This window comes from Streptomyces sp. AC555_RSS877, assembly GCF_019049245.1.
Taxonomy (GTDB): Bacteria; Actinomycetota; Actinomycetes; order Streptomycetales; family Streptomycetaceae; genus Streptomyces.
In genome coordinates, this window is the sequence record NZ_JAGMUK010000009.1 from 1 (window position 1) to 17,132 (window position 17,132).

Here is a 17,132-nt window from a genome sequence, read left to right on the forward strand (position 1 = left end):
CTCGACCCGGCCTTCGCCGAGAAGTTCCTGAACTTCATCATCGCTGAGGTCATTCGACACCATGAACGGATCGCCGACCAGGCTGTGACCAGCAATGGAACCTCGGAGGCATGATCCCCAATGATCGTCAACTGATCATTTAGGGGATATTTGTGGGACGGCCTCCCAGAGGCTCTCCCATCCCAGGTTCCGCATCGCCCGTTCGAACAACGCCTGCAACCCGTCCAGACGCTCAATGCGCATCGGCGGCGTCGGATGCCGGTACGTGCCCTTGATCCCAGGGTACTTGTGCCCCATCTGCTCGTACCCCAACACCGGGCGCACGTCGATCTGCTCCTGCCACGAGTCATGCGTGTGCCGCAGATCCCGCATCGTCAGACCCGGCGCGACCGGCTCCCACTCCTCACTCACCGGCCGGCCGCGCCCCTTCTGACGCTCCTCGCGCCCATCGGCTGCGGGCCGCAGGACCGAAAACCAGTGACTGCGCCACCACAGCTTGCCGGTCTTCGTGGTGAACACGAACTCGTGCGGCCAGTCCGCCAGATGCTTCTCCAGCAGCTGCGCCAGGAACGGCGGCAAATCCACATCCCGCGCTGACTTCTGGTTCTTCGGCGGCTCCAGCCCGCGGTGACTGCGCCGCTTGCCCTCCTCATCCCGCACGTAGTACTCGGCGAGCGCGCCCTCCTCCTTGTCGACACGGATGATCGGGCAGGTGAACACCCCGCCGTCGTGTTTCTGCTTGCGCTCCAGCAGGGCGTTCCGGCGGTGCAGGCCGACGAGTTCTTCCCACCGCAGCCCCGTCCAGGCCGCGGTGACGATGTGCAGCCCGTACACCGGACCGAGGCGGCGGGCCAGCTCGAGCACGACCTCAGGCTCCATGGCCTGGTCCTCGTCCGCCTTCTGCTTGGCGGTGTCCGCGGGCAGGCCCGTGAGACGCCGCCCGGCTAGTGGGTTCACCGTCAGGTGTCGGGAGTCCACGGCCCCGTTGAGAATGCGGCTCATCAACTGCACGCAGTCCGTCACGGTGCTGCGGGCGATACGGAGCGCCAGCTCCCGGGCCCAGGCCTCCACCTCGAACCAGTTGATGGCGATCATCGGGGTGTCCTTCCACTTGGGAAGGATGTGACCGTCGAGGCGCTCCCACCGGTTCATGGTGGTCCTCCCGCGCGGTCTTTGGGCGGCCATCCACTGCTTGACGAAGACACCGAACTTCTTGCGTGACAGTTCAGGGTCGACCCAGCGGCCTTCCCGGATCGCGGCTTCCTGTTGCTCGCCCCATTCTTCGGCGAGCTTGCGGGTGGGGAAGCCTGGCTCGCTTCCCCAGCTTCCGTCTGGCCGCTTGTACCGGGATCGCCACGTGTACTTGGTGGTCTTCTTCCCGTTGCGGACCTTGTAGACCTTCTCGGCGTGCGCCACAGCGCCCCCTCGCTTGCTCGGCTACTCGGCGTCTGTTCCGTCGTGGTAGCCCTTGGGTACACGCTGCCAGTAAGGAGATCGCTCCGTGTCGAGACGGCCGAGATAGTCCGCCGCGTGCTGACTGAGGATCGACGAATCGATGGTGTATGTGATCGCGTCGGGACCGTCCTCGACTCCTATGGCGAAAGGGTCTGGCAGGTCGGCAACGCACATCCACCGGACGGGGATCACGGGGCCGGGAGGTGACCCGGCCGGGCGGGGCGCCCAGCACTGGGCCTGTTCGGTGAGGAGGTCGGCAAGCATCTTCGTGCCGCGCTCGCTGATGTCTGACTCGTGCAGCCTGAACAGGCAGCCGTCTTCGAGATCAATGATCTCGGGCTCTCTATAGTCACCCTGGACGCGCTCAACATGCATGACCCACATGGGCATTTACCCCGATCCGAGCAGTGCCCCCCCTCGGTGACGGTCTGTCGATCGAAGCATACTTTTGAGTCACAGTCGATCGTCTGGGGCCGGAAATACCCTACGATTCCTGTGGGTTGTCTGTTTCGCCGGGGATTGCCTGAAGTCGACGGCGCGTCTGACGCCACTTCTGCCACGCCGCGTCGATCTCGTCCTCTGTCATGTTCTCCGCGCCCTGAAGGACGACGATGAGCCGGGTGTCGTCGTCTTCGTTGGTCCCGAGGTGAACGACGGCATGATCGAGGGTCTTGCCGGATCGGAGCTCGCGGTCCACGGCCGACGGCAGGTCGGACCTCGCATCGATCTCTGACGCGGAACCGGGTTGCGTGGCCGGTTTTGGTTCCTGCCCGTTCAGGATCAGCGTGGGCGAGTCGGCGGTCCAGCCGACCAACTGGGCATAGCCGCGCATTGTCTGCGTGACCTTGGAGAACGGTTGACCGTTCGACTGCCGGCCCCGTTCGATTGCCTGGATCGGGGTGCGGGTCACGCCGAGGGCCCGCGCTGCGCTGACCTGGGTCAGGCCCACGTCTTCGCGCCCCGCGGCGAACGCACGCCCGAGACGTTCCCAGTCTGAGAGTGTCCACTCTCCCTGTCGGTCCATGGACCCCAATCATGCACTAGTTCCATGCAACCACCTAGCCAGGTTCTGGCCTTTTGACCTGCGCAGGGGCTCACAAACAGAGCGTTTGGGTTGCATGGGGCGCATTGGGCGCTCCAGTCGCCGTGTGCACTCCAGCGACAGCAAGGCTCTACTAAGTAGCCAATAAAGCTCTACTGAGGCTTGTGTGGAGCTCGCTCTACGGCTAGCTTTTGAGGCGTGAGACCGCACTCCAGCGCAATCCGCTTCAGAAGGAGGGCTCTCAATATGAGCCTACGCACGCTCTCCGCCAAGACGGGCATAGATCGCGGTCATCTCTCCCGAGTGGAGCGAGGACTCGCCGGTCTGGGCGACGAGAACATCCGGAAGGTCGCGGCGGCGCTGGATGCCACCCCCGACGACATCACCCACCGGGAGAACCCGTGACCGCCCCCCAGGCCACGCAGAAGATCACCGACAAGGACGCCCCCACGCGCCGCCGGCCACCCACCCGTTTCGAGATCCGCGAGGACGTCCCCGCGCCCGGAACGCCGGAAGGCGCTTACTTCCACTACACGCCTGCCGAGGCCGCCGAGTGGCTGCCCTTCCAGGTGCACAAGCTGCTCAAGCTGGCCAACGCCAAGGCCATTCCGCACGTCGACAACGGCAACCGCATCTGGTTCTCCGGCATGAACATCCGGGCGATCAGCGAGCAGTTCACGGTCCAGCCGTTCGCCAAGTCCGCCGCCTAGTGCGGCCAAGGCCCCAACCGCAGGTGGTCAGACCGGCAGCCGGGGCCCCGCGGCCAAAGCCGCGCGATTCACCCACAGATCCCTGAGAGAAACAGGAGTGAACCGTGAGTTCATCATCCCAGATCCCCGTCGTCGTCACCTTCAGCGGCGTCGACCTTGCTCCCCTCACCACGCGGCCCGAGACGCTCGCCGAGGATGTTGAGCGCTACCTGCAGCGGGTCGCCCCTGGAGAGCTGCGGGCGAGCGTGAACCCGTCCCTCGGCATCGGATGCGTTCGGACCGACGACCGGACGGTGGCCAACTTTCGCGTGGCCATTCTCGGCGGTGCGGCATGACCGACTACCCGGAGATCGCGGCCCGGTTCGCCCGGGACACGGCCGCCCCGCAAGACCCCGACACCGATCCGTTCTGGGTCGAAAACCGCGCCAAGTTCCTCGCCGAGAAGAGCACCAGCGCCGACCCGAACGCGTGCGGCACCTGCCGCAGCAACGCCGAGGCGGACAAGCCGGTGGTGCACGACGAGTGCCAGCAGCGCGCCACGCTCCTGCACGCCCCGGACCACCCGTACTACGAAATCCTCGCCGGTTTCTCCCTGGAGGAGAACGCCGCGCTTCCGGCCCGCTTCCACGTCCCCTTCTTCGACGACTGCGGCGTCCCCAACAGTTGGCTGTGCGCGGTCTGCCAGGACGAGGGCACCGTCACCGGCTGGCCGTGCGCCACCGCCACCAAGTACGGCACCCAGGTCTTCACGCCGCTCGACAAGGCGGAGACGGCGCAGGGGAAGCAGGCCGCCGACCTCGCCCACCTGCAGTGGGCCATCGGGAAGGCGGTCGCCGACCTGCGGGAGTTGCAGGCCGTCGAGCCGGATCACGTGAAGGCCGCCTCCCTGTACGAGATCGAGATGGGGCTGCGCATCGCGGCCGGAACCCAGGACGAGGTGACGGCATGACCGAGTACGCCGAGATCGCCGCTCACGTCGCCCGCGACGTGAAGGACGGGAAGCTGGTGGAGCTCCGAGAGGACGGCCTGTACCGGCACGTCGAGTTCAAGGCCCTCCAGGGCTGGTCCCGGATCATCCTGGTGACCTGGCCGTACAACCTGCTGGTGGCCGGCTCGCACGGCTCGTTCCACTTCGAGCGCTTCGGCCCGGACACCGAGGACATGTTCAACTGGCTGCGCGGCATCCGTGTCGAGCCGGACCGGTGGGCTTCGAAGCTGGTCAACAGCGCCGACAGTGTCCGCGAGTACGACCGGAAGCGCCTGGTCGCCCAGGTCAAGGCCGAGGTCGCGGAGGCCGTCAAGGAGGGCGCCCCGCGCGGCCTGCGGGCAGCGGTCCGTGAACAAATCCTGGAGAGCGATCGACTGTGCTCGCGGGACTGGGCCATGCAGATGGTCTACGACTTCGAGCACGGCGTCACCTACCGCGCGGAGTGCACCTGCGGATCCACCAAGGATCACGACGATCAGGATGACGCCTACCGCTGGGAGTTCGGCGAGCACTGGCGCCAGAGGGTCGGCGACGACCACGAGGTCAAGGTCCGTGAGATCGGCGGCTTCGCCTTCTCCGACGTCGGCGACTGGAACCTCGACAAGCTGAACTACCACTTCGTCTACCAGTGCCACGCCGCCTCGTGGGCCATCGGCCAGTACGACGCCGCCCGGAAGCGGGTGGCGGCATGAACGCCGAGCAGTGGAACGCGCTGTACCCGGTCGGCACGCTCGTCTTCGCCTACCCGGGCTGCCGCCCCGAGCACTCCTCGGACGCCCGCCGCATCGTGACCCGCACCCGCACCGAGGCCAAGCCGGTCGGCCTGGACCGCGACGGCGTCGTCTGGGTCGAGGACCACGGCGCCTACATCTCCCTCACCCACGTCGACGTCGTGTCGGAGGACGAGTGGGAGGCGGCGAAGACGGCCGACGCTGTGGCCGCCCAGGGGGCCCTGCCGATGCCGGTCGGCGACCAGCCCCAGCCGCTCGACGACACCCAGCTCGCGGAGATTCGGGACCGGGCGGCCAAGCGGGCCGCGGCCCTCACCGCATGGCTCAACAAGTTCTCCCCGCTCGCCGAAGGGCAGCGCGAGGTGGAGAACGCAGAGACCGTGCTCGAAGAGGACGTGCCCGCCCTGCTGGCCGAGGTCGAACGCCTCAAGGCGGAACTGGCCGAGTCCCGCAAGGCGGCGCTGAACGAGGCTGCCAGCTGGTTCGACCAGCGCGCCGCCACCGAGATCGATCAGGGCTACCGCGCCCGCGTCATGCGCGGCGCCGCCAACGACATGCGGCGACTCGCCACCGAGGCGGCGGCGTCATGACCCTCCCGATCGCCCACGTCGACGTCGCCTTGCCGGTGGTGACCGCCGACATCCGCCTCCAGTCCCTGCTGGCCGCTCCGCCTGCCGGCCACGGCACGAAGCCGCAGCCCGCCGACTGGTACGAGCAGATCTTCGACCTCCTCGCCTGCACCCACCCCGAAGCCTGTGACTGCCCGCCCAAGGAGACGCCGTGACGCTCGCCGAGATCTACCTGAAGGCCGCCGAGGTCATCCGCGCCAACGGCCACTACAAGGGCGCCTATTGGGGTCGCCCCGAGTCCGGAGTCGGTGTCGAGCTCGCCGCGGCCGAGTGCCCGGTGTGCACGGTGGGCGCCCTGTGCGTCGCGACCATCGGGGACCCGGTGCCGTCCAGCGACGAGGCCGACCCGGTCATCGTGCACTTCGCCAGCCGCATGTTCGGGCCGACCAACGAGGCCGCAGCGGTCGTTTCCATCGCCCGCTGGAACGACGCCGACGACCGGACCCCCGCCGACGTGATCGCCGCCTTCGAGCAGGCCGCGCGGGAGGTGGCCTGAGATGGCGTCCCCGATCCTTCTCGACGACGTGGTGGAGGAAGCCCTCGACCGCGTGTGGAAGGAAGCCCACCGCGAGTTCGGCCCCGACGAGTCGAGGTGGCTGCCCGGCCAGGCCCGTGAGTACGAGCTCCGCCTGGACGCCGCCCGCTTCGACCCTGCGGTGGTGGCCTGATGGTGACGCTGTCCGTGACCCGCTCCCGCATCGCAGGCGTCCTCCGCGGCGCTGAGCAGCTGCTCGCCGTCGAGGGCTGGGACCCGCTCACCAACCCGATCATGTCGGCGATCGACCGGGCCGCCGGCTACGTCCCCGGAAAGGGCGGAACCGACGCCGAGCGGACCACCCTCGACGCCTGGGAAACCCTCACCGAACACCTCGGCGTGGCCTCCGTCTCCCACTGGGAGCGGGAGCCCGACCGCAGCCCGCTTCAGGTGCTCGCCGCGCTCAACGGGGCCGCCAGCAAGACGGTGACCGGGTGATGGGCGGCCGTGAGCTGGAGTCGCGAATCCTCGCCGTCGGCCCCGTCGACAAGCAGGAACTCCGCAAGGCCGCCATCCACATCGCCGACCGAGTCGCGGGCCACTACCCGGAACTCACCGCCGGCGAGCTCGCCAAGGACCCCGGCATCACGGTCGGCCTCCTCGAACTCCTCGACGCCATCGGATACCGCAAGGAGCAGCCGTGAGCACCGAAACCCAGAGCCCCACCCAGCAGGCCGCCGACGTCCTCGACAAGGCCGCCGACCACCTCGCAGCCGTCGGCCTCCACAAGGGCTACCTGTACGACGAGCGGCAGGCCAAGGGCAGCGCAATGAACCGGTGCCGTGTCTGCGCGGTGGGCGCCATCCTCACCGCCGCCTACGGCACACCCCGCTACGCCGTGGACGACGCCGACATCAACGTCACCGACCGGGCGATCTTCATGCTCACCGAGAAGGTCGGCGAGCCGATCCCCTCCTGGAACGACCACCCCGACCGCACCCAGGACGAGGTCATCACCGCCTTGCGCGACACCGCGAACCAGATGCGGGAGGCGGCGTGATGCCCGGGCGGGGAAAGCGGCGGGCGGGCCCCGACAACAAGGTGCTGCGGGCCAAGTTGGCGAACCTGACCGACGACCTCGACTGGTACCGCGTCCGCCTTCGGGCCGTCACCGCCCGCTGCCGGGCCCTGGCGGCTCAGGCGGAGATCGCCGACGGGCAGCGCGTCCTCGCCGAACAGCTCATCCAGCGGCAGGTCGGCCAACTGATGGAACGCGACTCCCGCATCGAGGAGTTGCAGCGCCTGGTCAAGGTCGCCACCGACGACACCGTCGAGACCCCCATCCCCACTGCGGCCCAACTCACTGCCGCCTGACCAACCCCATAGCCCGCCGCCTGGCGCCTTCCCCCAAGCGCGCCGCGGCTTCCGAAGGGTCCCGCTCCCCGACCCTCCCCCTCGTCGAGGAGCGGGACCCGCCACCCAGCACACCCAGAAACGAGACCTCATGTACCTCACCCGCACCTTCGGCCGCTGGCAGGTGGAGCTGCACCAGCGGGCGATCCACCTAACCCGACAGCCCGACCCGAAGTGTCCGGAGTGCCACGGCGACCTGGGCGGATGGCCGCTCGGCAACCGAGACAACTGGTCGGACTGCGCCTGCATCGACCAGCTCCGCACCTGGCGCCTCCCGCTCTGGCCCCGCCGAGCCGACACCCGAGAGGACCTCCCGTTTTGAGCCCCCTCGCCTGCCGTGACTGCGGCAACACCGACGGGCCGTTCACCACCGACGGCCGCTGCGAAGACTGCGCCGACACCGACAACGGAGACACCGAATGACCACCGACCTGGAGAAGCGCATCGCCGACCTCGAAGTCGAGAAGGCAGCGCTCGAGGAGGAGTACGACGAACTGGAGAAGAAGCTCGCCGAAGTCACCGACGAGCGCGACAGCCTCCAGCGGGAGAACACCGAGCTCGCCGAGAAGGTCGACACCGCCAAAGACCAGACCGAAGAGCTGCTGCGGGGGCTGGCCTGATGACCGCCACCGTCGAGGCGCCGGCCGAGGTCGAGCCGGGCGTGTACGACAACGTCGACGCCGAGATCTACCACGCCGACCCCGTACCCGGCGGCAGCCTCTCCTCGACCGGCGCCCGCAAGCTCGCCACGGAATGCCCCGCCGCCTTCAAGCACTGGCTCGACAACCCCGAGCCGAGCAAGAAGGAGTTCGACTTCGGCACCGCCGCCCACAAGGTCGTCCTCGGCGACGGCCCCGAACTCGTCCTCGTCGAGCGGGACATCTGGAACACCAACGAGGTCAAGGAGGAGATCAAGAAGATCCGCGCCGCCGGGAACATCCCGCTCAAGAAGCGTGACCTCGACAAAGTCCACGCCATGGCCAAGGTGCTGCGCGAGCACCCGGAAGCCGCGCAGCTGCTGGAGCCCGGCAGCGGCGTCGCCGAGCGCACGATCATCTGGAACGACCGCGGAGTCTGGCGCCGCATCCGCATCGACTGGGCACGCCACGACGGAACCCTCGTCGACTACAAGTCCTGCCGCTCCGCCAACCCGTCGAAGCTGACCAACCACATCTTCGAGTACGGCTACCACCAGCAGCAGGAGTACTACCGCGACGGCGCCCTGGAGTTCGGGCTGACCGAGCTGGTCTGCCCGTTCAAGTTCATCTTCCAGGAGAAGGAACCGCCCTACCTGGTCTCGGTGATCGAACTCGACTCGAGCGCCTGCGCCATCGGCAAGCACCTCAACGAGGTCGCCCTCAACACCTACGCCCTCTGCCGCGAAGCCGGTGAGTGGCCCGGCTACCTCCAGACCCCGCTCATCTCGCCGCCCGCCTGGCTTGAGCGCCAGTACCGCTAGGAGAACCCGCATGTCCCAGCTTCCGCCGCCTGTCCGCACCGCCCGCCAGGCCCCGCAGACCAACGAGTACGACGACGGTCCGTTCACCTTCCGGCCGGCCACCAAAGACGGCTTCAACGCCACCGTCGCCATCCAGGGCCCGTCCGGCTCAGGAAAGACGTGGACCGGCCTGTCCATCGCCAGCGGGCTCGCCGAGGGACGGCGCTTCGCCGTCATCGACACGGAACGCGGTGCTGCCGCCCTCTACGTCAACGACCTCGACGTCACCTTCGACACCCTGCCGATGCACCGGTACGACCCGCGCGACCTGCAGAAAGCCCTGGCCGCCGCAGCCCAGGCCAGCTACCCCGTCGTCATGGTCGACTCCCTCAGCCACTTCTGGAAGGGCACCGACGGCACCCTCGACCAGGTCGAGAAGGCCAAGTCCAAGTACGGCGGCAACAAGTTCGCCGGCTGGAAGGACGGCACCCCGATCCAGAACGAGATGATCGAAGCGCTCATGGCCTACCCGGGGCACGTCGTCGTCACGATGCGGTCCTACGTGCACTGGGTCCTTGAGAACGGCGCCCCGGTCAACAAGGGGATGCGCGCCGAACAGCGCAAGGGCATCGAGTTCGAGTTCGGCGTGGCCGCCGAGATGGACGACGCGAACCGGCTCCGCTTTATCAAGTCCCGCTGCCCGTCCTTCCGCGGTCTCCTCCTCAATCAGCCGAACGGGGCGCGAGACATCGCCAAGCCCTACCTCGACTGGCTGCGCGACGGCGGCAAAGAGTTCGACGCCACCGTGTGGATCGAAGCCGCCAGCGCCCCCGAGGCGACCCCGGACAGCCTGCTCAATCTCTACCGCGAAGTCGAAGCAGCCAGCGCCCTCGCGACGCCGCTGATGCACCCGGAGACCGGCCAGCCGACCAGCCTCGGCGACTTCATCAAGGAACGCGGCACCGCGCTCAAGAACGCCCAGCAGTAGCCCGCACACGCGAACGGCCGGCCCGCGGGCAATGCGGGCCGGCCCCTCACCCGACAAGGACACGCCATGAAGGTATCCCTCTGCAAGCACGGCTTCCCCTGCCAGCCGCCACACGGCTCGATCTTCCGGCCCGGCGACTGCACCGGCTGCGGCATCACCTACGCGGCCCACGAGGCCGAACTCCTGCGCCAGGAAGAGGCGCTGATCGTCGGCACGTCCCACGACGGCCAGTGCCCCGACTGCGGCCACACCCACCGCCTGTTCCGCTTCCAGCCGCCCGCACAGCCCTGGCACGAGCCCGACGAGGAAATGCCCGTCACGTTCCTGTGCGGCGACTGCTTCAACACCGCCGTCGACGACCACAACGCCATGGTCAACGGCCTCTTCGAGGAGGCAGCCCGATGAGCCCCGCCCGCATTCAGCGCCGCCGCACCGCCGGGTGGAGGCTCGCCGACGCCACTACCAACCCGAACGGCGCGATCATCGTCAGCCGCCCCTCCCGCTTCGGGAACCCGTTCACGATCAAGGACGCCATCGAGGCCGAGATGGGGGAACCCCGCAGCGCCTGCGCCGTCAACTACCGCGAATGGCTCCGCGTCGGCACCGCAGGCGGCTGGTACGAGGAGACCTACCGCATCGGCAAGCAGGTCTTCGACCGCCGCCGCGTCCTCGCCGAACTCCACCTGCTGCGCGGCAAAGACCTCGCCTGCACCTGCCCGCTCCCCGCCGAGGGCCAGCCTGACCACTGCCACGCCGCCGTCCTGCTGAAGCTCGCGAACAAGGAGACGGCCTCATGACCGCGACCGTGCAGCCCGCCCTCGACGGCAGCGTCCCCGAGCAGCGGAAGATGCGCACCGTCCAGCGCGCCGAGGACTACGAAACGTGGCTGGCCATCGTCTGGCCGAAGTTCATAGCCGCCGCAGCGTCGGGCCGCACCTTCACCTGCTACGAGATCGCCGACACCCACCAGCTGCCGGATCCGCCCAGCCCGCAGGCGCACTGGGGCAGGTTGATGACGCTCCTGAAGGACGAGGGCTACGTGCGGACCGCGGGCTGGGCCTGCACCAGCCGGCCCACCGCCCACCACAGCGGAGTCCGCACCTGGAAAGGCACCGCCGCCGCCAGGAGGGCCGCCTGATGTGCGACATCGCCTTCTACTGCGGGATCTTCGGCCTCCTCCTCGGCCTCGTCGCCGTGATCGCCTCCATCGCCGACCGGCGCCACAGGAGGCGGACGTGAACGCCCTCGACATCGCCATCGGCCTGATCGTCCTCGCCGCACTCGTCGGCGCCGGATGGACCGCCCGCGGCCTCTACCGCACGTTGCGCCAGCCCGACTACCGCACCCGCAACGACCAGGTAGCAGCACGGCGCATCACCCGCCTCGAGCCGCGGCCCGAACCCGCGGCGCCCGGCCAGGACCAGCAACTACTCAACCGCTGCAACGCCATCCTCGCCGCCACCAACACCAGGAAGGAGAACCGGCCGTGACCACCGCAGACCACACGCCGAGCCGAGGCTGCTACCAGCGAGGCTGCCGAACCGAAGCCTGCTCCAACGAGAACTACCGGTACATGAGCCGCCTCCGCCTCGAACACCACCGCGGACAACGCCGCCGCACCGACGCCACCCAAACCCGCCACCACATCGAACGGCTCCTCGCCGCAGGCTGGACCCAAGCCCAGATCGCCCGCGCCGCCGGCCTCGCCCACCACCTCATCAGCGACGTCCGCCGCGGAAAACAGATCATCTCCAACAACACGGCCTACGCCGTCCTGTCTGTCCCGATCGGCACACCGCCCGCCGACACCCGCGACGTCAACGCCACCGGCACCATGCGACGCCTCCGCGCACTCGTCGCCATCGGCTGGCCCATCGACCAACTCGCCCCCCAGCTCGGAATCTTCCCCACCGCCCTCGGCAACATCACCCGCGGGGAACTCGCCAACGTCCGCGCCACCACCGCCGACACCGTCGCCCTCCACTACCAACACCTCATCCGCCGACCCGGCCCCAGCAACAGGTCCCGCATCCTCGCCCGCAAGAAGGGCTGGCACGGGCCGGCCGCGTGGGACGACAACATCGACGACCCGAACGCCCAGCCCGAAGAGTGCGCCCCGTTCGAAGCCGCACCCAAATACGAGCGCGACCCGGACCGCAAGCGGGAGATCGAACACCTCTACCTGCTCGGCGAATCCCCGGAGCAGATCGCGAAACGGCTCGGCGGCAACGAGAAGTACATCGGCGACCAGCTCGGCGCCGTACTCCGCGAACGCGCCGCACGCGCCGAAGCCGCACGACAGGCAGCCAAACAGCGGCAGCTGGGGGTCGCCGCATGAGCCGCTTCGCATGGATGGACGACGCGCTCTGCGCCCAAGCCGACCCCGACGCCTGGCACCCCGACGGCAAAGGCGCCAAGTACGGCCAGGCCAAAACCGTCTGCGACCGCTGCCCCGTCCAGCCTCAATGCCGAATCCACGTCCAGCGCTTCGAAGGCGGACACGGCATCAACGAACGCCACGGCCTGTGGGCAGCCCAAGGCCCCACCACCCGACTCGCCGCCGAAAAAGAAGCCGCCTAGCCCGCACACGACAAAGGCCCCGCCGAAAGGCGGGGCCCGGAGGAGAAGGAGGAGAGATGAGGTCAGGTCGAATCGAGAGCGCGGCGCTTGGCGATGTCGAGCGCCTCGCGGAGGACGCGGGCGGCGTCCGATTCTCCCTCTCCGCTCAGAACCTGGGGCAGCCGGCGCAGCACGTCCGCGATGCGGATGTCTTCCTCCATGCGTCGGTACTCGTCAATCGAGACCAGGTATGCGTCGCGCCGTCCGTAGTTGAGAAAGGCGACAGCGGGGCCGCCGTTGGTGACCGACTCGACCAGCGAGGTCAGCTTTCCGCGGGCCAGCGACAGCGACACCTCATGCACGCCATCACCTGCTTCGCCGTCCCGGATGGTGCAGCGCTTGCGGCGCGGCGAGGAGGTGCCGTTGTACTCCGGGTCCTCGGTTCGGATGGCGAGAGTTTCAGCGATTGCGGCCGCAGGGCGATCGTCGAACCACTGGATGTCGCGGCGTGCCACCTCCGGCCACCAGCTCTTCTGCTCGCTGTGCTGCTCGAAGCGAACCTCGGGCTGGTAGCTGATGCCGATGTAGAGCAGCTGTCCACCCGCGTCGTACAGGCGGTACAGGGCGGTGCGCTTGTCATCGAGCCACACGGGCGGTCTCCTCGGTCAGGCCGGGGAGTCGCCCCCGGAGTTGGCTTTCTTCCTGCTCGTGACGGTCGGCTCGCGCAGCGGAGCAAGGTCGTACTTGCGCGCAATACGACGGATCGTCTCGTAGCTGTACTCCGTCGCCTTCGCTACAGCGGCCGGCCTCATGCCGCCGCGCAAGGCGTCCACCACGGCGGCCTCGAAATCCTTCGTGGCGGCCTGCTCGGTCGTTCGCTTCGCTTCGGCTGCCTGCTTCAGGCGGGTCACGACTTCCTCCTCGGTCATGGCGGCATGGTCCCACAGGGGTGTGGCCACATCCAGTTGCACAACGGTAGCCAACATTCATGTGGCCAAGTGTATGTTGGCTGTAGCGAGATGCGCCAGCCGTATCAATCACCTCCATGAGGGCTGTCCCAAACCAGTCATGACCAGCACAGACACCCTCCCGAAGGAAGTTTTCCGTGAGCACTGAGGCCGTCACCTGGGCCATGGACAAGGCGCCCATGCCGCGTACCGAGAAGGGCAAGCCGGACACCACCGCCCGGCACGTCCTTCAGGCGCTCGCTGAGCACGCGAGTCCGACCGGCACTGACGCGCATCCCTCGGTGCTCCGCATCCAGTACCGCACCGGCTACGACCGGGCCACCGTCCAGCGCGCCCTACGCCGGCTGGAGAAGGCTGGACTGATCGTCAAGGACGGCACCAAGGAAGGGCGCACCCGCTACAAGCTCGCGATGGAACTACGCCGCCCGGCCACGGATTGGAGCGACCTCGAGAGGGAGGAAGACGAGTTCCGAGCGGCGGCTGCCGCACGGAAGCGCCGGTCCCGATCCAAGGGTGTCACGCACGCAGAATCCGTGACCGTCACGGACGGAAAAGGCGTGACAGTCACGCACGCAGAGTCCGTGACCGACGAATGTCACGCACTTAAAGTCCGTTCGTCACGCACGGAACGCAGCCCTAACCACCAACAACCGTCAGACAAACAACTACTAGAAGACTCTCTCCCCGCTGCTGGCGCGAACGAGCCCGCCAAACCGGTCGCTTCGGTCCAGACCAAGAGCGGCGACGAGAAGACGGATCACCACCTCCGGGCATTCGGCGCGTTCATGTCGAACTACCCGAAGAAGCGCGACCGCGAAGAAGCCAAGAAGGCATGGATCGCCGCCATCGAACGCGGCGTAGAGCCCAAGCACATGGTCGACGCCGCCCAGGCCTACGCCCGCGAGCGCTTCGGCCAGGACCCCAAGTACACGAAACTCCCGGCCACCTGGCTCAACAAGGGCTGCTACGACGACGAGCCCGACCCGCAGCCCGGCCCCCAGCTGCGCGCCGTCTCCGGCGGCTACGAGCCGTACCGCGACCCCACCGACCAGTCCGTCTACGACAAGGAACTCTGATGCAGTACATCCCGCCCGCCAACCTGCGAGGCCACGACCTCGCCCCGCTGCTCGCCGCCCGCGGCCTGGACGCCGACTGGATCAACCTGCACGACTTCGACCCGCACAGCCCGCAGAACGTCGCCCGGCACACCTACGCCGAGACCGCCGCGCTGGTGCCGTTCCACTACCGGACCGCGACGCCTTCGCTGCCCCAGCTGCGGGCCTGGATCGACGGCCTTGTCGCCGCCGCGAAGGAGACGCAGGAGGAGCGGCACTCGCCGATCGCCTCCATCACGCACGGCCCGTCCCTGCTGCTGCTCGGCGTGTGCGGTGTCGGCAAGACCCACGAGGCGTATGGGGCGATGCGGGAGCTGGCCGTGTCCGGCGTGTACGCGCAATGGCAGGTGACCACCGCAGCCGATCTGTACGCCGCCCTGAGGCCGCGGCACGGCGTCGACTCGGAGGCCGAGTTCCGGCGGTTCCGGGACGCCCGCATGCTCCTCGTCGACGACTTGGGGGCGGAGCGGAAACCGACCGAGTTTACGGAGGAGGTCAACTTCCGGCTGATCAACCACCGTTACGAGCGGCACCTGCCCACCCTGATCACCTCCAACGCCGACGCCGACCAGCTCCGTGCCCGCCTCGGCGACCGCGTCACCAGCCGCCTCCGCGAAATGTGCGAGCGCGTCGCGATCAAGGGCAGCGACCGCCGCCGGAGGGCCGCATGAGTGCCCTGGACTTCTGTCGGGTCTGCAACGGCCACGGCTCCACGTTCACGACCGTCACGACCGACGTCCCCGGACTCACGCCCGTCATGCGCAAGCGCATCACCCAGGGCCGCGAAGCCGTCCTCGCGGCGCCCTGCACCGCCTGCGACGGCGAAGACCGAGCCACCCCGCATCTGGAATCCATCGCCGAGGAGTACGACGCGTGACCACCGACACCGAGATGTGGGCGCCCGACGAGGCCACGGCGGAAGCTGGCCCGCGCCCGCCCGCGCGGCCCTGCGACCTCGAGGCCGAACGCATCCTCGTCGCCACCGCGATCATGCAGCCCGCCGCGATCGACGAACTCGGCGCCGAAGGCTTCGACCCCGCCGACATCACCACCGACTGGCTCCGCTGGTCCTGGTGGGCGGTAGAAGAACTCCGCACAGCCTTCAACGACGGCGAACTCAAATACCTCGCCGTCCACCGGCAGCTGGAGACGTGGCACGCCGAGGGCCGCATGCCAGTTCGCGTACCCGCCATCAGCGACCTCATGGAACTCAGCAACCACGCCCACTACGGTGCCGCCGCCTGGTACGCCACCCGCGTCACCAAAAAAGCCGTAGCCGCCCGCATCGTCGCCCTCGGCTACGACGCCATCCTCAAAGGAAGCAGCCCCGCCTTCGACGAAGACGCCGACGTCGCCGCCATCCAAGCCGACCTCGACGGCGCCGTCCGCCCCACCGACGAAGACCACCTCGCCGCCATCGGCGACCTCCTCCTCGACAGCATCGAACGCGCAACCACCCCGCCCTCCAACGAAGACCGCATCCCCACCGGGTTCATCGACCTCGACAGCCTGCTCTGCGGCGGCTGGGCCCCCGGCCAGCTCGTCGTCATCGGCGCCCGCCCCGCCATGGGCAAGTCGACGCTCGCCGCAGACTTCGCCCGCGGCGCCGCCATCCGCAACAAGATCCCCACCCTGTTCGAGTCGCTGGAAATGTCGCAGGCAGAACTCTCCGACCGCATCCTGTCCGCCGAAGCCCGCATCGCCCACCACCACCTCAAGCAGGGCATCGCCACCAACGACGACATGACGCGGGCCGCCCGCCGAGCCCCCGACATTGCCGCCGCCCCCCTGTGGATCAACGACGGCGCGCTGCTGTCCCTGCCCATCCTGCGCGGCCGAGTTCGCAACCTCGTCCGCACCAAAGGGCTGCGGCTCGTCATCGTCGACTACCTGCAACTCATGCAAGCGCCGAAGGCCGAGAACCGGCAGCAGGCCGTCGCCGAGATCTCCCGCAACCTCAAGCTGATCGCCAAGGACTTCGGGATCACCGTCATCGTCCTGTGCCAGCTCAACCGCGGCCCCGAACAGCGCACCGAGAAGAAGCCGCTGGTGTCCGACCTGCGCGAGTCCGGGGCGATCGAGCAGGACGCCGACATCGTCATCCTGCTGCACCGCGAAGACGCCTACGAGAAGGAAACCCCCCGCGCCGGCGAAGCCGACCTGATCGTCGGCAAGCACCGCGGCGGGCCCACCGCCACGATCACCACCGCCTTCCAAGGCCACTACAGCCGCTTTGTCGACATGGGGCAGACATGAACCAGCCCACGATCGAAGACATCGCCGCCATGCGCGAAGACGGCAGCCTCCGCGAGTACTTCCAGTACCTCACCGGCCGCCCCGCCCCCGCCAAGTCGAAGCCGGCCCCGCTCGCCGTAGCCCCCGACCCCGGCTACCAGGTCGCCCACACCGGCGGATGGCCGATCGGCTCCACCGCCACCGGACCCACCCCGACGCACGGCCGCTGCACCTGCCCGAAGTGCGAGCAGGCCGCCGTCGTCCAGATGCTCCGACCGCACCAGATGCCCGACGCGGGCGCCGCCTGATGGCCCGCTGGCAGCCCCCGCACCCCGCCGCACGTTGACCATCGACCACCCACCCAACCTGACCCGCCAGTAAGGAAC

At 68.4% G+C, this 17,132-nt stretch carries 33 protein-coding genes and 1 pseudogene; 29 read left to right on the plus strand and 5 right to left on the minus strand.

Annotated elements, in window-relative coordinates:
* Positions 1 to 114, plus strand: a pseudogene (locus KUM49_RS48010) (chorismate mutase); the annotation flags it as partial.
* A gap of 21 nt (positions 115 to 135) precedes the next feature.
* On the opposite strand, the gene KUM49_RS04675 reads toward KUM49_RS48010, so the two are convergent.
* From KUM49_RS04675 to KUM49_RS04685, 3 genes are all read right to left on the minus strand, one after another.
* On the minus strand, positions 136 to 1,416 hold the full coding sequence (locus KUM49_RS04675; protein ID WP_217235394.1) for a hypothetical protein: 1,281 nt from the start codon (positions 1,414 to 1,416) through the stop codon (positions 136 to 138).
* A 21-nt stretch (positions 1,417 to 1,437) separates the two neighbouring features.
* Positions 1,438 to 1,839 carry a hypothetical protein gene (locus KUM49_RS04680; protein WP_217235395.1) on the minus strand — a complete coding sequence of 134 codons (402 nt, stop codon included), beginning with the start codon at positions 1,837 to 1,839 and terminating at the stop codon, positions 1,438 to 1,440.
* Positions 1,840 to 1,939: 100 nt separating this feature from the next.
* On the minus strand, positions 1,940 to 2,479 hold the full coding sequence (locus KUM49_RS04685) for a helix-turn-helix transcriptional regulator (RefSeq protein WP_217235396.1): 540 nt from the start codon (positions 2,477 to 2,479) through the stop codon (positions 1,940 to 1,942).
* 216 nt (positions 2,480 to 2,695) lie between these two features.
* On the opposite strand from KUM49_RS04685, the gene KUM49_RS04690 reads away from it, so the two are divergent.
* The 23 genes from KUM49_RS04690 to KUM49_RS04800 all read left to right on the plus strand — a co-directional run bounded on the left by KUM49_RS04690 (position 2,696) and on the right by KUM49_RS04800 (position 12,449).
* Positions 2,696 to 2,902, plus strand: a complete 207-nt coding sequence (locus KUM49_RS04690; RefSeq protein ID WP_308406544.1) for a helix-turn-helix transcriptional regulator — start codon at positions 2,696 to 2,698, stop codon at positions 2,900 to 2,902.
* Positions 2,899 to 3,207 carry a helix-turn-helix domain-containing protein gene (locus tag KUM49_RS04695; RefSeq protein WP_217235398.1) on the plus strand — a complete coding sequence of 103 codons (309 nt, stop codon included), beginning with the start codon at positions 2,899 to 2,901 and terminating at the stop codon, positions 3,205 to 3,207. The genes KUM49_RS04690 and KUM49_RS04695 overlap by 4 nt, the downstream gene beginning before the upstream one ends.
* Positions 3,208 to 3,311: 104 nt before the next feature.
* Complete coding sequence (locus tag KUM49_RS04700; protein WP_217235399.1) at positions 3,312 to 3,542, plus strand: hypothetical protein; 231 nt, start codon at positions 3,312 to 3,314, stop codon at positions 3,540 to 3,542.
* Positions 3,539 to 4,156 carry a hypothetical protein gene (locus KUM49_RS04705; protein ID WP_217235400.1) on the plus strand — a complete coding sequence of 206 codons (618 nt, stop codon included), beginning with the start codon at positions 3,539 to 3,541 and terminating at the stop codon, positions 4,154 to 4,156. Before KUM49_RS04700 ends, KUM49_RS04705 begins: the two co-directional genes overlap by 4 nt.
* On the plus strand, positions 4,153 to 4,887 hold the full coding sequence (locus KUM49_RS04710; protein ID WP_217235401.1) for a hypothetical protein: 735 nt from the start codon (positions 4,153 to 4,155) through the stop codon (positions 4,885 to 4,887). The genes KUM49_RS04705 and KUM49_RS04710 overlap by 4 nt, the downstream gene beginning before the upstream one ends.
* On the plus strand, positions 4,884 to 5,516 hold the full coding sequence (locus KUM49_RS04715; RefSeq protein ID WP_217235402.1) for a hypothetical protein: 633 nt from the start codon (positions 4,884 to 4,886) through the stop codon (positions 5,514 to 5,516). Before KUM49_RS04710 ends, KUM49_RS04715 begins: the two co-directional genes overlap by 4 nt.
* Positions 5,513 to 5,710, plus strand: coding sequence for a hypothetical protein (locus KUM49_RS04720; RefSeq protein WP_217235403.1), 198 nt, complete (start codon positions 5,513 to 5,515; stop codon positions 5,708 to 5,710). The genes KUM49_RS04715 and KUM49_RS04720 overlap by 4 nt, the downstream gene beginning before the upstream one ends.
* Positions 5,707 to 6,051 carry a hypothetical protein gene (locus KUM49_RS04725; RefSeq protein ID WP_217235404.1) on the plus strand — a complete coding sequence of 115 codons (345 nt, stop codon included), beginning with the start codon at positions 5,707 to 5,709 and terminating at the stop codon, positions 6,049 to 6,051. The genes KUM49_RS04720 and KUM49_RS04725 overlap by 4 nt, the downstream gene beginning before the upstream one ends.
* 1 nt (position 6,052) lies before the next feature.
* Complete coding sequence (locus tag KUM49_RS04730) at positions 6,053 to 6,223, plus strand: hypothetical protein (RefSeq protein ID WP_217235405.1); 171 nt, start codon at positions 6,053 to 6,055, stop codon at positions 6,221 to 6,223.
* Positions 6,223 to 6,528 carry a hypothetical protein gene (locus tag KUM49_RS04735; RefSeq protein ID WP_217235406.1) on the plus strand — a complete coding sequence of 102 codons (306 nt, stop codon included), beginning with the start codon at positions 6,223 to 6,225 and terminating at the stop codon, positions 6,526 to 6,528. The genes KUM49_RS04730 and KUM49_RS04735 overlap by 1 nt, the downstream gene beginning before the upstream one ends.
* Positions 6,528 to 6,734, plus strand: coding sequence for a hypothetical protein (locus tag KUM49_RS04740; RefSeq protein ID WP_217235407.1), 207 nt, complete (start codon positions 6,528 to 6,530; stop codon positions 6,732 to 6,734). Before KUM49_RS04735 ends, KUM49_RS04740 begins: the two co-directional genes overlap by 1 nt.
* Positions 6,731 to 7,090 (plus strand): hypothetical protein, encoded by a 360-nt coding sequence (locus KUM49_RS04745; protein ID WP_217235408.1) that lies wholly within the window; start codon positions 6,731 to 6,733, stop codon positions 7,088 to 7,090. The genes KUM49_RS04740 and KUM49_RS04745 overlap by 4 nt, the downstream gene beginning before the upstream one ends.
* Positions 7,090 to 7,404 carry a hypothetical protein gene (locus KUM49_RS04750; protein WP_217235409.1) on the plus strand — a complete coding sequence of 105 codons (315 nt, stop codon included), beginning with the start codon at positions 7,090 to 7,092 and terminating at the stop codon, positions 7,402 to 7,404. The genes KUM49_RS04745 and KUM49_RS04750 overlap by 1 nt, the downstream gene beginning before the upstream one ends.
* 130 nt (positions 7,405 to 7,534) lie before the next feature.
* A complete protein-coding gene (locus tag KUM49_RS04755) occupies positions 7,535 to 7,765 on the plus strand; it encodes a hypothetical protein (RefSeq protein WP_217235410.1) in 231 nt (76 codons plus the stop codon).
* Between the two features lie 97 nt (positions 7,766 to 7,862).
* Positions 7,863 to 8,063 (plus strand): hypothetical protein, encoded by a 201-nt coding sequence (locus KUM49_RS04760; protein ID WP_217235411.1) that lies wholly within the window; start codon positions 7,863 to 7,865, stop codon positions 8,061 to 8,063.
* Positions 8,063 to 8,902 (plus strand): PD-(D/E)XK nuclease-like domain-containing protein, encoded by an 840-nt coding sequence (locus KUM49_RS04765; RefSeq protein WP_217235412.1) that lies wholly within the window; start codon positions 8,063 to 8,065, stop codon positions 8,900 to 8,902. Before KUM49_RS04760 ends, KUM49_RS04765 begins: the two co-directional genes overlap by 1 nt.
* 10 nt (positions 8,903 to 8,912) lie before the next feature.
* Positions 8,913 to 9,869, plus strand: a complete 957-nt coding sequence (locus tag KUM49_RS04770; protein ID WP_217235413.1) for an AAA family ATPase — start codon at positions 8,913 to 8,915, stop codon at positions 9,867 to 9,869.
* A 66-nt stretch (positions 9,870 to 9,935) separates the two neighbouring features.
* Positions 9,936 to 10,274, plus strand: coding sequence for a hypothetical protein (locus KUM49_RS04775; protein WP_217235414.1), 339 nt, complete (start codon positions 9,936 to 9,938; stop codon positions 10,272 to 10,274).
* Positions 10,271 to 10,666: a DUF4326 domain-containing protein gene (locus KUM49_RS04780; RefSeq protein WP_217235415.1), complete on the plus strand. Its 396-nt coding sequence runs from the start codon at positions 10,271 to 10,273 to the stop codon at positions 10,664 to 10,666. Before KUM49_RS04775 ends, KUM49_RS04780 begins: the two co-directional genes overlap by 4 nt.
* Complete coding sequence (locus KUM49_RS04785) at positions 10,663 to 11,007, plus strand: hypothetical protein (protein ID WP_217235416.1); 345 nt, start codon at positions 10,663 to 10,665, stop codon at positions 11,005 to 11,007. Before KUM49_RS04780 ends, KUM49_RS04785 begins: the two co-directional genes overlap by 4 nt.
* 97 nt (positions 11,008 to 11,104) lie before the next feature.
* Positions 11,105 to 11,359: a hypothetical protein gene (locus KUM49_RS04790; RefSeq protein ID WP_217235417.1), complete on the plus strand. Its 255-nt coding sequence runs from the start codon at positions 11,105 to 11,107 to the stop codon at positions 11,357 to 11,359.
* Positions 11,356 to 12,207 carry a hypothetical protein gene (locus tag KUM49_RS04795; RefSeq protein ID WP_217235418.1) on the plus strand — a complete coding sequence of 284 codons (852 nt, stop codon included), beginning with the start codon at positions 11,356 to 11,358 and terminating at the stop codon, positions 12,205 to 12,207. The genes KUM49_RS04790 and KUM49_RS04795 overlap by 4 nt, the downstream gene beginning before the upstream one ends.
* A complete protein-coding gene (locus tag KUM49_RS04800; RefSeq protein ID WP_217235419.1) occupies positions 12,204 to 12,449 on the plus strand; it encodes a WhiB family transcriptional regulator in 246 nt (81 codons plus the stop codon). The genes KUM49_RS04795 and KUM49_RS04800 overlap by 4 nt, the downstream gene beginning before the upstream one ends.
* A 62-nt stretch (positions 12,450 to 12,511) precedes the next feature.
* Here KUM49_RS04800 and KUM49_RS50145 read toward each other — a convergent pair whose 3' ends face one another.
* Positions 12,512 to 13,078, minus strand: a complete 567-nt coding sequence (locus KUM49_RS50145; protein WP_217235420.1) for a type II toxin-antitoxin system prevent-host-death family antitoxin — start codon at positions 13,076 to 13,078, stop codon at positions 12,512 to 12,514.
* Between the two features lie 15 nt (positions 13,079 to 13,093).
* Positions 13,094 to 13,357, minus strand: coding sequence for a hypothetical protein (locus tag KUM49_RS04810; protein WP_217235421.1), 264 nt, complete (start codon positions 13,355 to 13,357; stop codon positions 13,094 to 13,096).
* A 176-nt stretch (positions 13,358 to 13,533) separates the two neighbouring features.
* On the opposite strand from KUM49_RS04810, the gene KUM49_RS04815 reads away from it, so the two are divergent.
* The 5 genes from KUM49_RS04815 to KUM49_RS04835 are packed head-to-tail and all read left to right on the plus strand — an operon-like array spanning position 13,534 to position 17,054.
* The gene (locus KUM49_RS04815) at positions 13,534 to 14,472 is read left to right on the plus strand and encodes a helix-turn-helix domain-containing protein (protein WP_217235422.1); all 939 of its coding nucleotides are present in this window, start codon (positions 13,534 to 13,536) and stop codon (positions 14,470 to 14,472) included.
* Positions 14,472 to 15,182 carry an ATP-binding protein gene (locus tag KUM49_RS04820; RefSeq protein ID WP_217235423.1) on the plus strand — a complete coding sequence of 237 codons (711 nt, stop codon included), beginning with the start codon at positions 14,472 to 14,474 and terminating at the stop codon, positions 15,180 to 15,182. The genes KUM49_RS04815 and KUM49_RS04820 overlap by 1 nt, the downstream gene beginning before the upstream one ends.
* Positions 15,179 to 15,388, plus strand: coding sequence for a hypothetical protein (locus tag KUM49_RS04825; RefSeq protein ID WP_217235424.1), 210 nt, complete (start codon positions 15,179 to 15,181; stop codon positions 15,386 to 15,388). Before KUM49_RS04820 ends, KUM49_RS04825 begins: the two co-directional genes overlap by 4 nt.
* A complete protein-coding gene (locus tag KUM49_RS04830; RefSeq protein ID WP_308406545.1) occupies positions 15,385 to 16,767 on the plus strand; it encodes a replicative DNA helicase in 1,383 nt (460 codons plus the stop codon). The genes KUM49_RS04825 and KUM49_RS04830 overlap by 4 nt, the downstream gene beginning before the upstream one ends.
* Complete coding sequence (locus KUM49_RS04835) at positions 16,764 to 17,054, plus strand: hypothetical protein (RefSeq protein ID WP_217235425.1); 291 nt, start codon at positions 16,764 to 16,766, stop codon at positions 17,052 to 17,054. The genes KUM49_RS04830 and KUM49_RS04835 overlap by 4 nt, the downstream gene beginning before the upstream one ends.
* Positions 17,055 to 17,132: the final 78 nt, after the last annotated feature.

Coding starts and splice junctions, on each gene's coding strand:
- KUM49_RS04735 (WP_217235406.1), top strand. CDS start 6,223: ATGGTGACGCTGTCCGTGACCCGCTCCCGCATCGCAGGCGTCCTCCGC.
- KUM49_RS04730 (WP_217235405.1), top strand. CDS start 6,053: ATGGCGTCCCCGATCCTTCTCGACGACGTGGTGGAGGAAGCCCTCGAC.
- KUM49_RS04775 (WP_217235414.1), top strand. CDS start 9,936: ATGAAGGTATCCCTCTGCAAGCACGGCTTCCCCTGCCAGCCGCCACAC.
- KUM49_RS04785 (WP_217235416.1), top strand. CDS start 10,663: ATGACCGCGACCGTGCAGCCCGCCCTCGACGGCAGCGTCCCCGAGCAG.
- KUM49_RS04810 (WP_217235421.1), bottom strand. CDS start 13,357: ATGACCGAGGAGGAAGTCGTGACCCGCCTGAAGCAGGCAGCCGAAGCG.
- KUM49_RS04765 (WP_217235412.1), top strand. CDS start 8,063: ATGACCGCCACCGTCGAGGCGCCGGCCGAGGTCGAGCCGGGCGTGTAC.
- KUM49_RS04710 (WP_217235401.1), top strand. CDS start 4,153: ATGACCGAGTACGCCGAGATCGCCGCTCACGTCGCCCGCGACGTGAAG.
- KUM49_RS04705 (WP_217235400.1), top strand. CDS start 3,539: ATGACCGACTACCCGGAGATCGCGGCCCGGTTCGCCCGGGACACGGCC.
- KUM49_RS04825 (WP_217235424.1), top strand. CDS start 15,179: ATGAGTGCCCTGGACTTCTGTCGGGTCTGCAACGGCCACGGCTCCACG.
- KUM49_RS04750 (WP_217235409.1), top strand. CDS start 7,090: ATGCCCGGGCGGGGAAAGCGGCGGGCGGGCCCCGACAACAAGGTGCTG.
- KUM49_RS04820 (WP_217235423.1), top strand. CDS start 14,472: ATGCAGTACATCCCGCCCGCCAACCTGCGAGGCCACGACCTCGCCCCG.
- KUM49_RS04740 (WP_217235407.1), top strand. CDS start 6,528: ATGGGCGGCCGTGAGCTGGAGTCGCGAATCCTCGCCGTCGGCCCCGTC.
- KUM49_RS04760 (WP_217235411.1), top strand. CDS start 7,863: ATGACCACCGACCTGGAGAAGCGCATCGCCGACCTCGAAGTCGAGAAG.
- KUM49_RS04720 (WP_217235403.1), top strand. CDS start 5,513: ATGACCCTCCCGATCGCCCACGTCGACGTCGCCTTGCCGGTGGTGACC.
- KUM49_RS04780 (WP_217235415.1), top strand. CDS start 10,271: ATGAGCCCCGCCCGCATTCAGCGCCGCCGCACCGCCGGGTGGAGGCTC.
- KUM49_RS04715 (WP_217235402.1), top strand. CDS start 4,884: ATGAACGCCGAGCAGTGGAACGCGCTGTACCCGGTCGGCACGCTCGTC.
- KUM49_RS04755 (WP_217235410.1), top strand. CDS start 7,535: ATGTACCTCACCCGCACCTTCGGCCGCTGGCAGGTGGAGCTGCACCAG.
- KUM49_RS04685 (WP_217235396.1), bottom strand. CDS start 2,479: ATGGACCGACAGGGAGAGTGGACACTCTCAGACTGGGAACGTCTCGGG.
- KUM49_RS04770 (WP_217235413.1), top strand. CDS start 8,913: ATGTCCCAGCTTCCGCCGCCTGTCCGCACCGCCCGCCAGGCCCCGCAG.
- KUM49_RS04835 (WP_217235425.1), top strand. CDS start 16,764: ATGAACCAGCCCACGATCGAAGACATCGCCGCCATGCGCGAAGACGGC.
- KUM49_RS04800 (WP_217235419.1), top strand. CDS start 12,204: ATGAGCCGCTTCGCATGGATGGACGACGCGCTCTGCGCCCAAGCCGAC.
- KUM49_RS04680 (WP_217235395.1), bottom strand. CDS start 1,839: ATGTGGGTCATGCATGTTGAGCGCGTCCAGGGTGACTATAGAGAGCCC.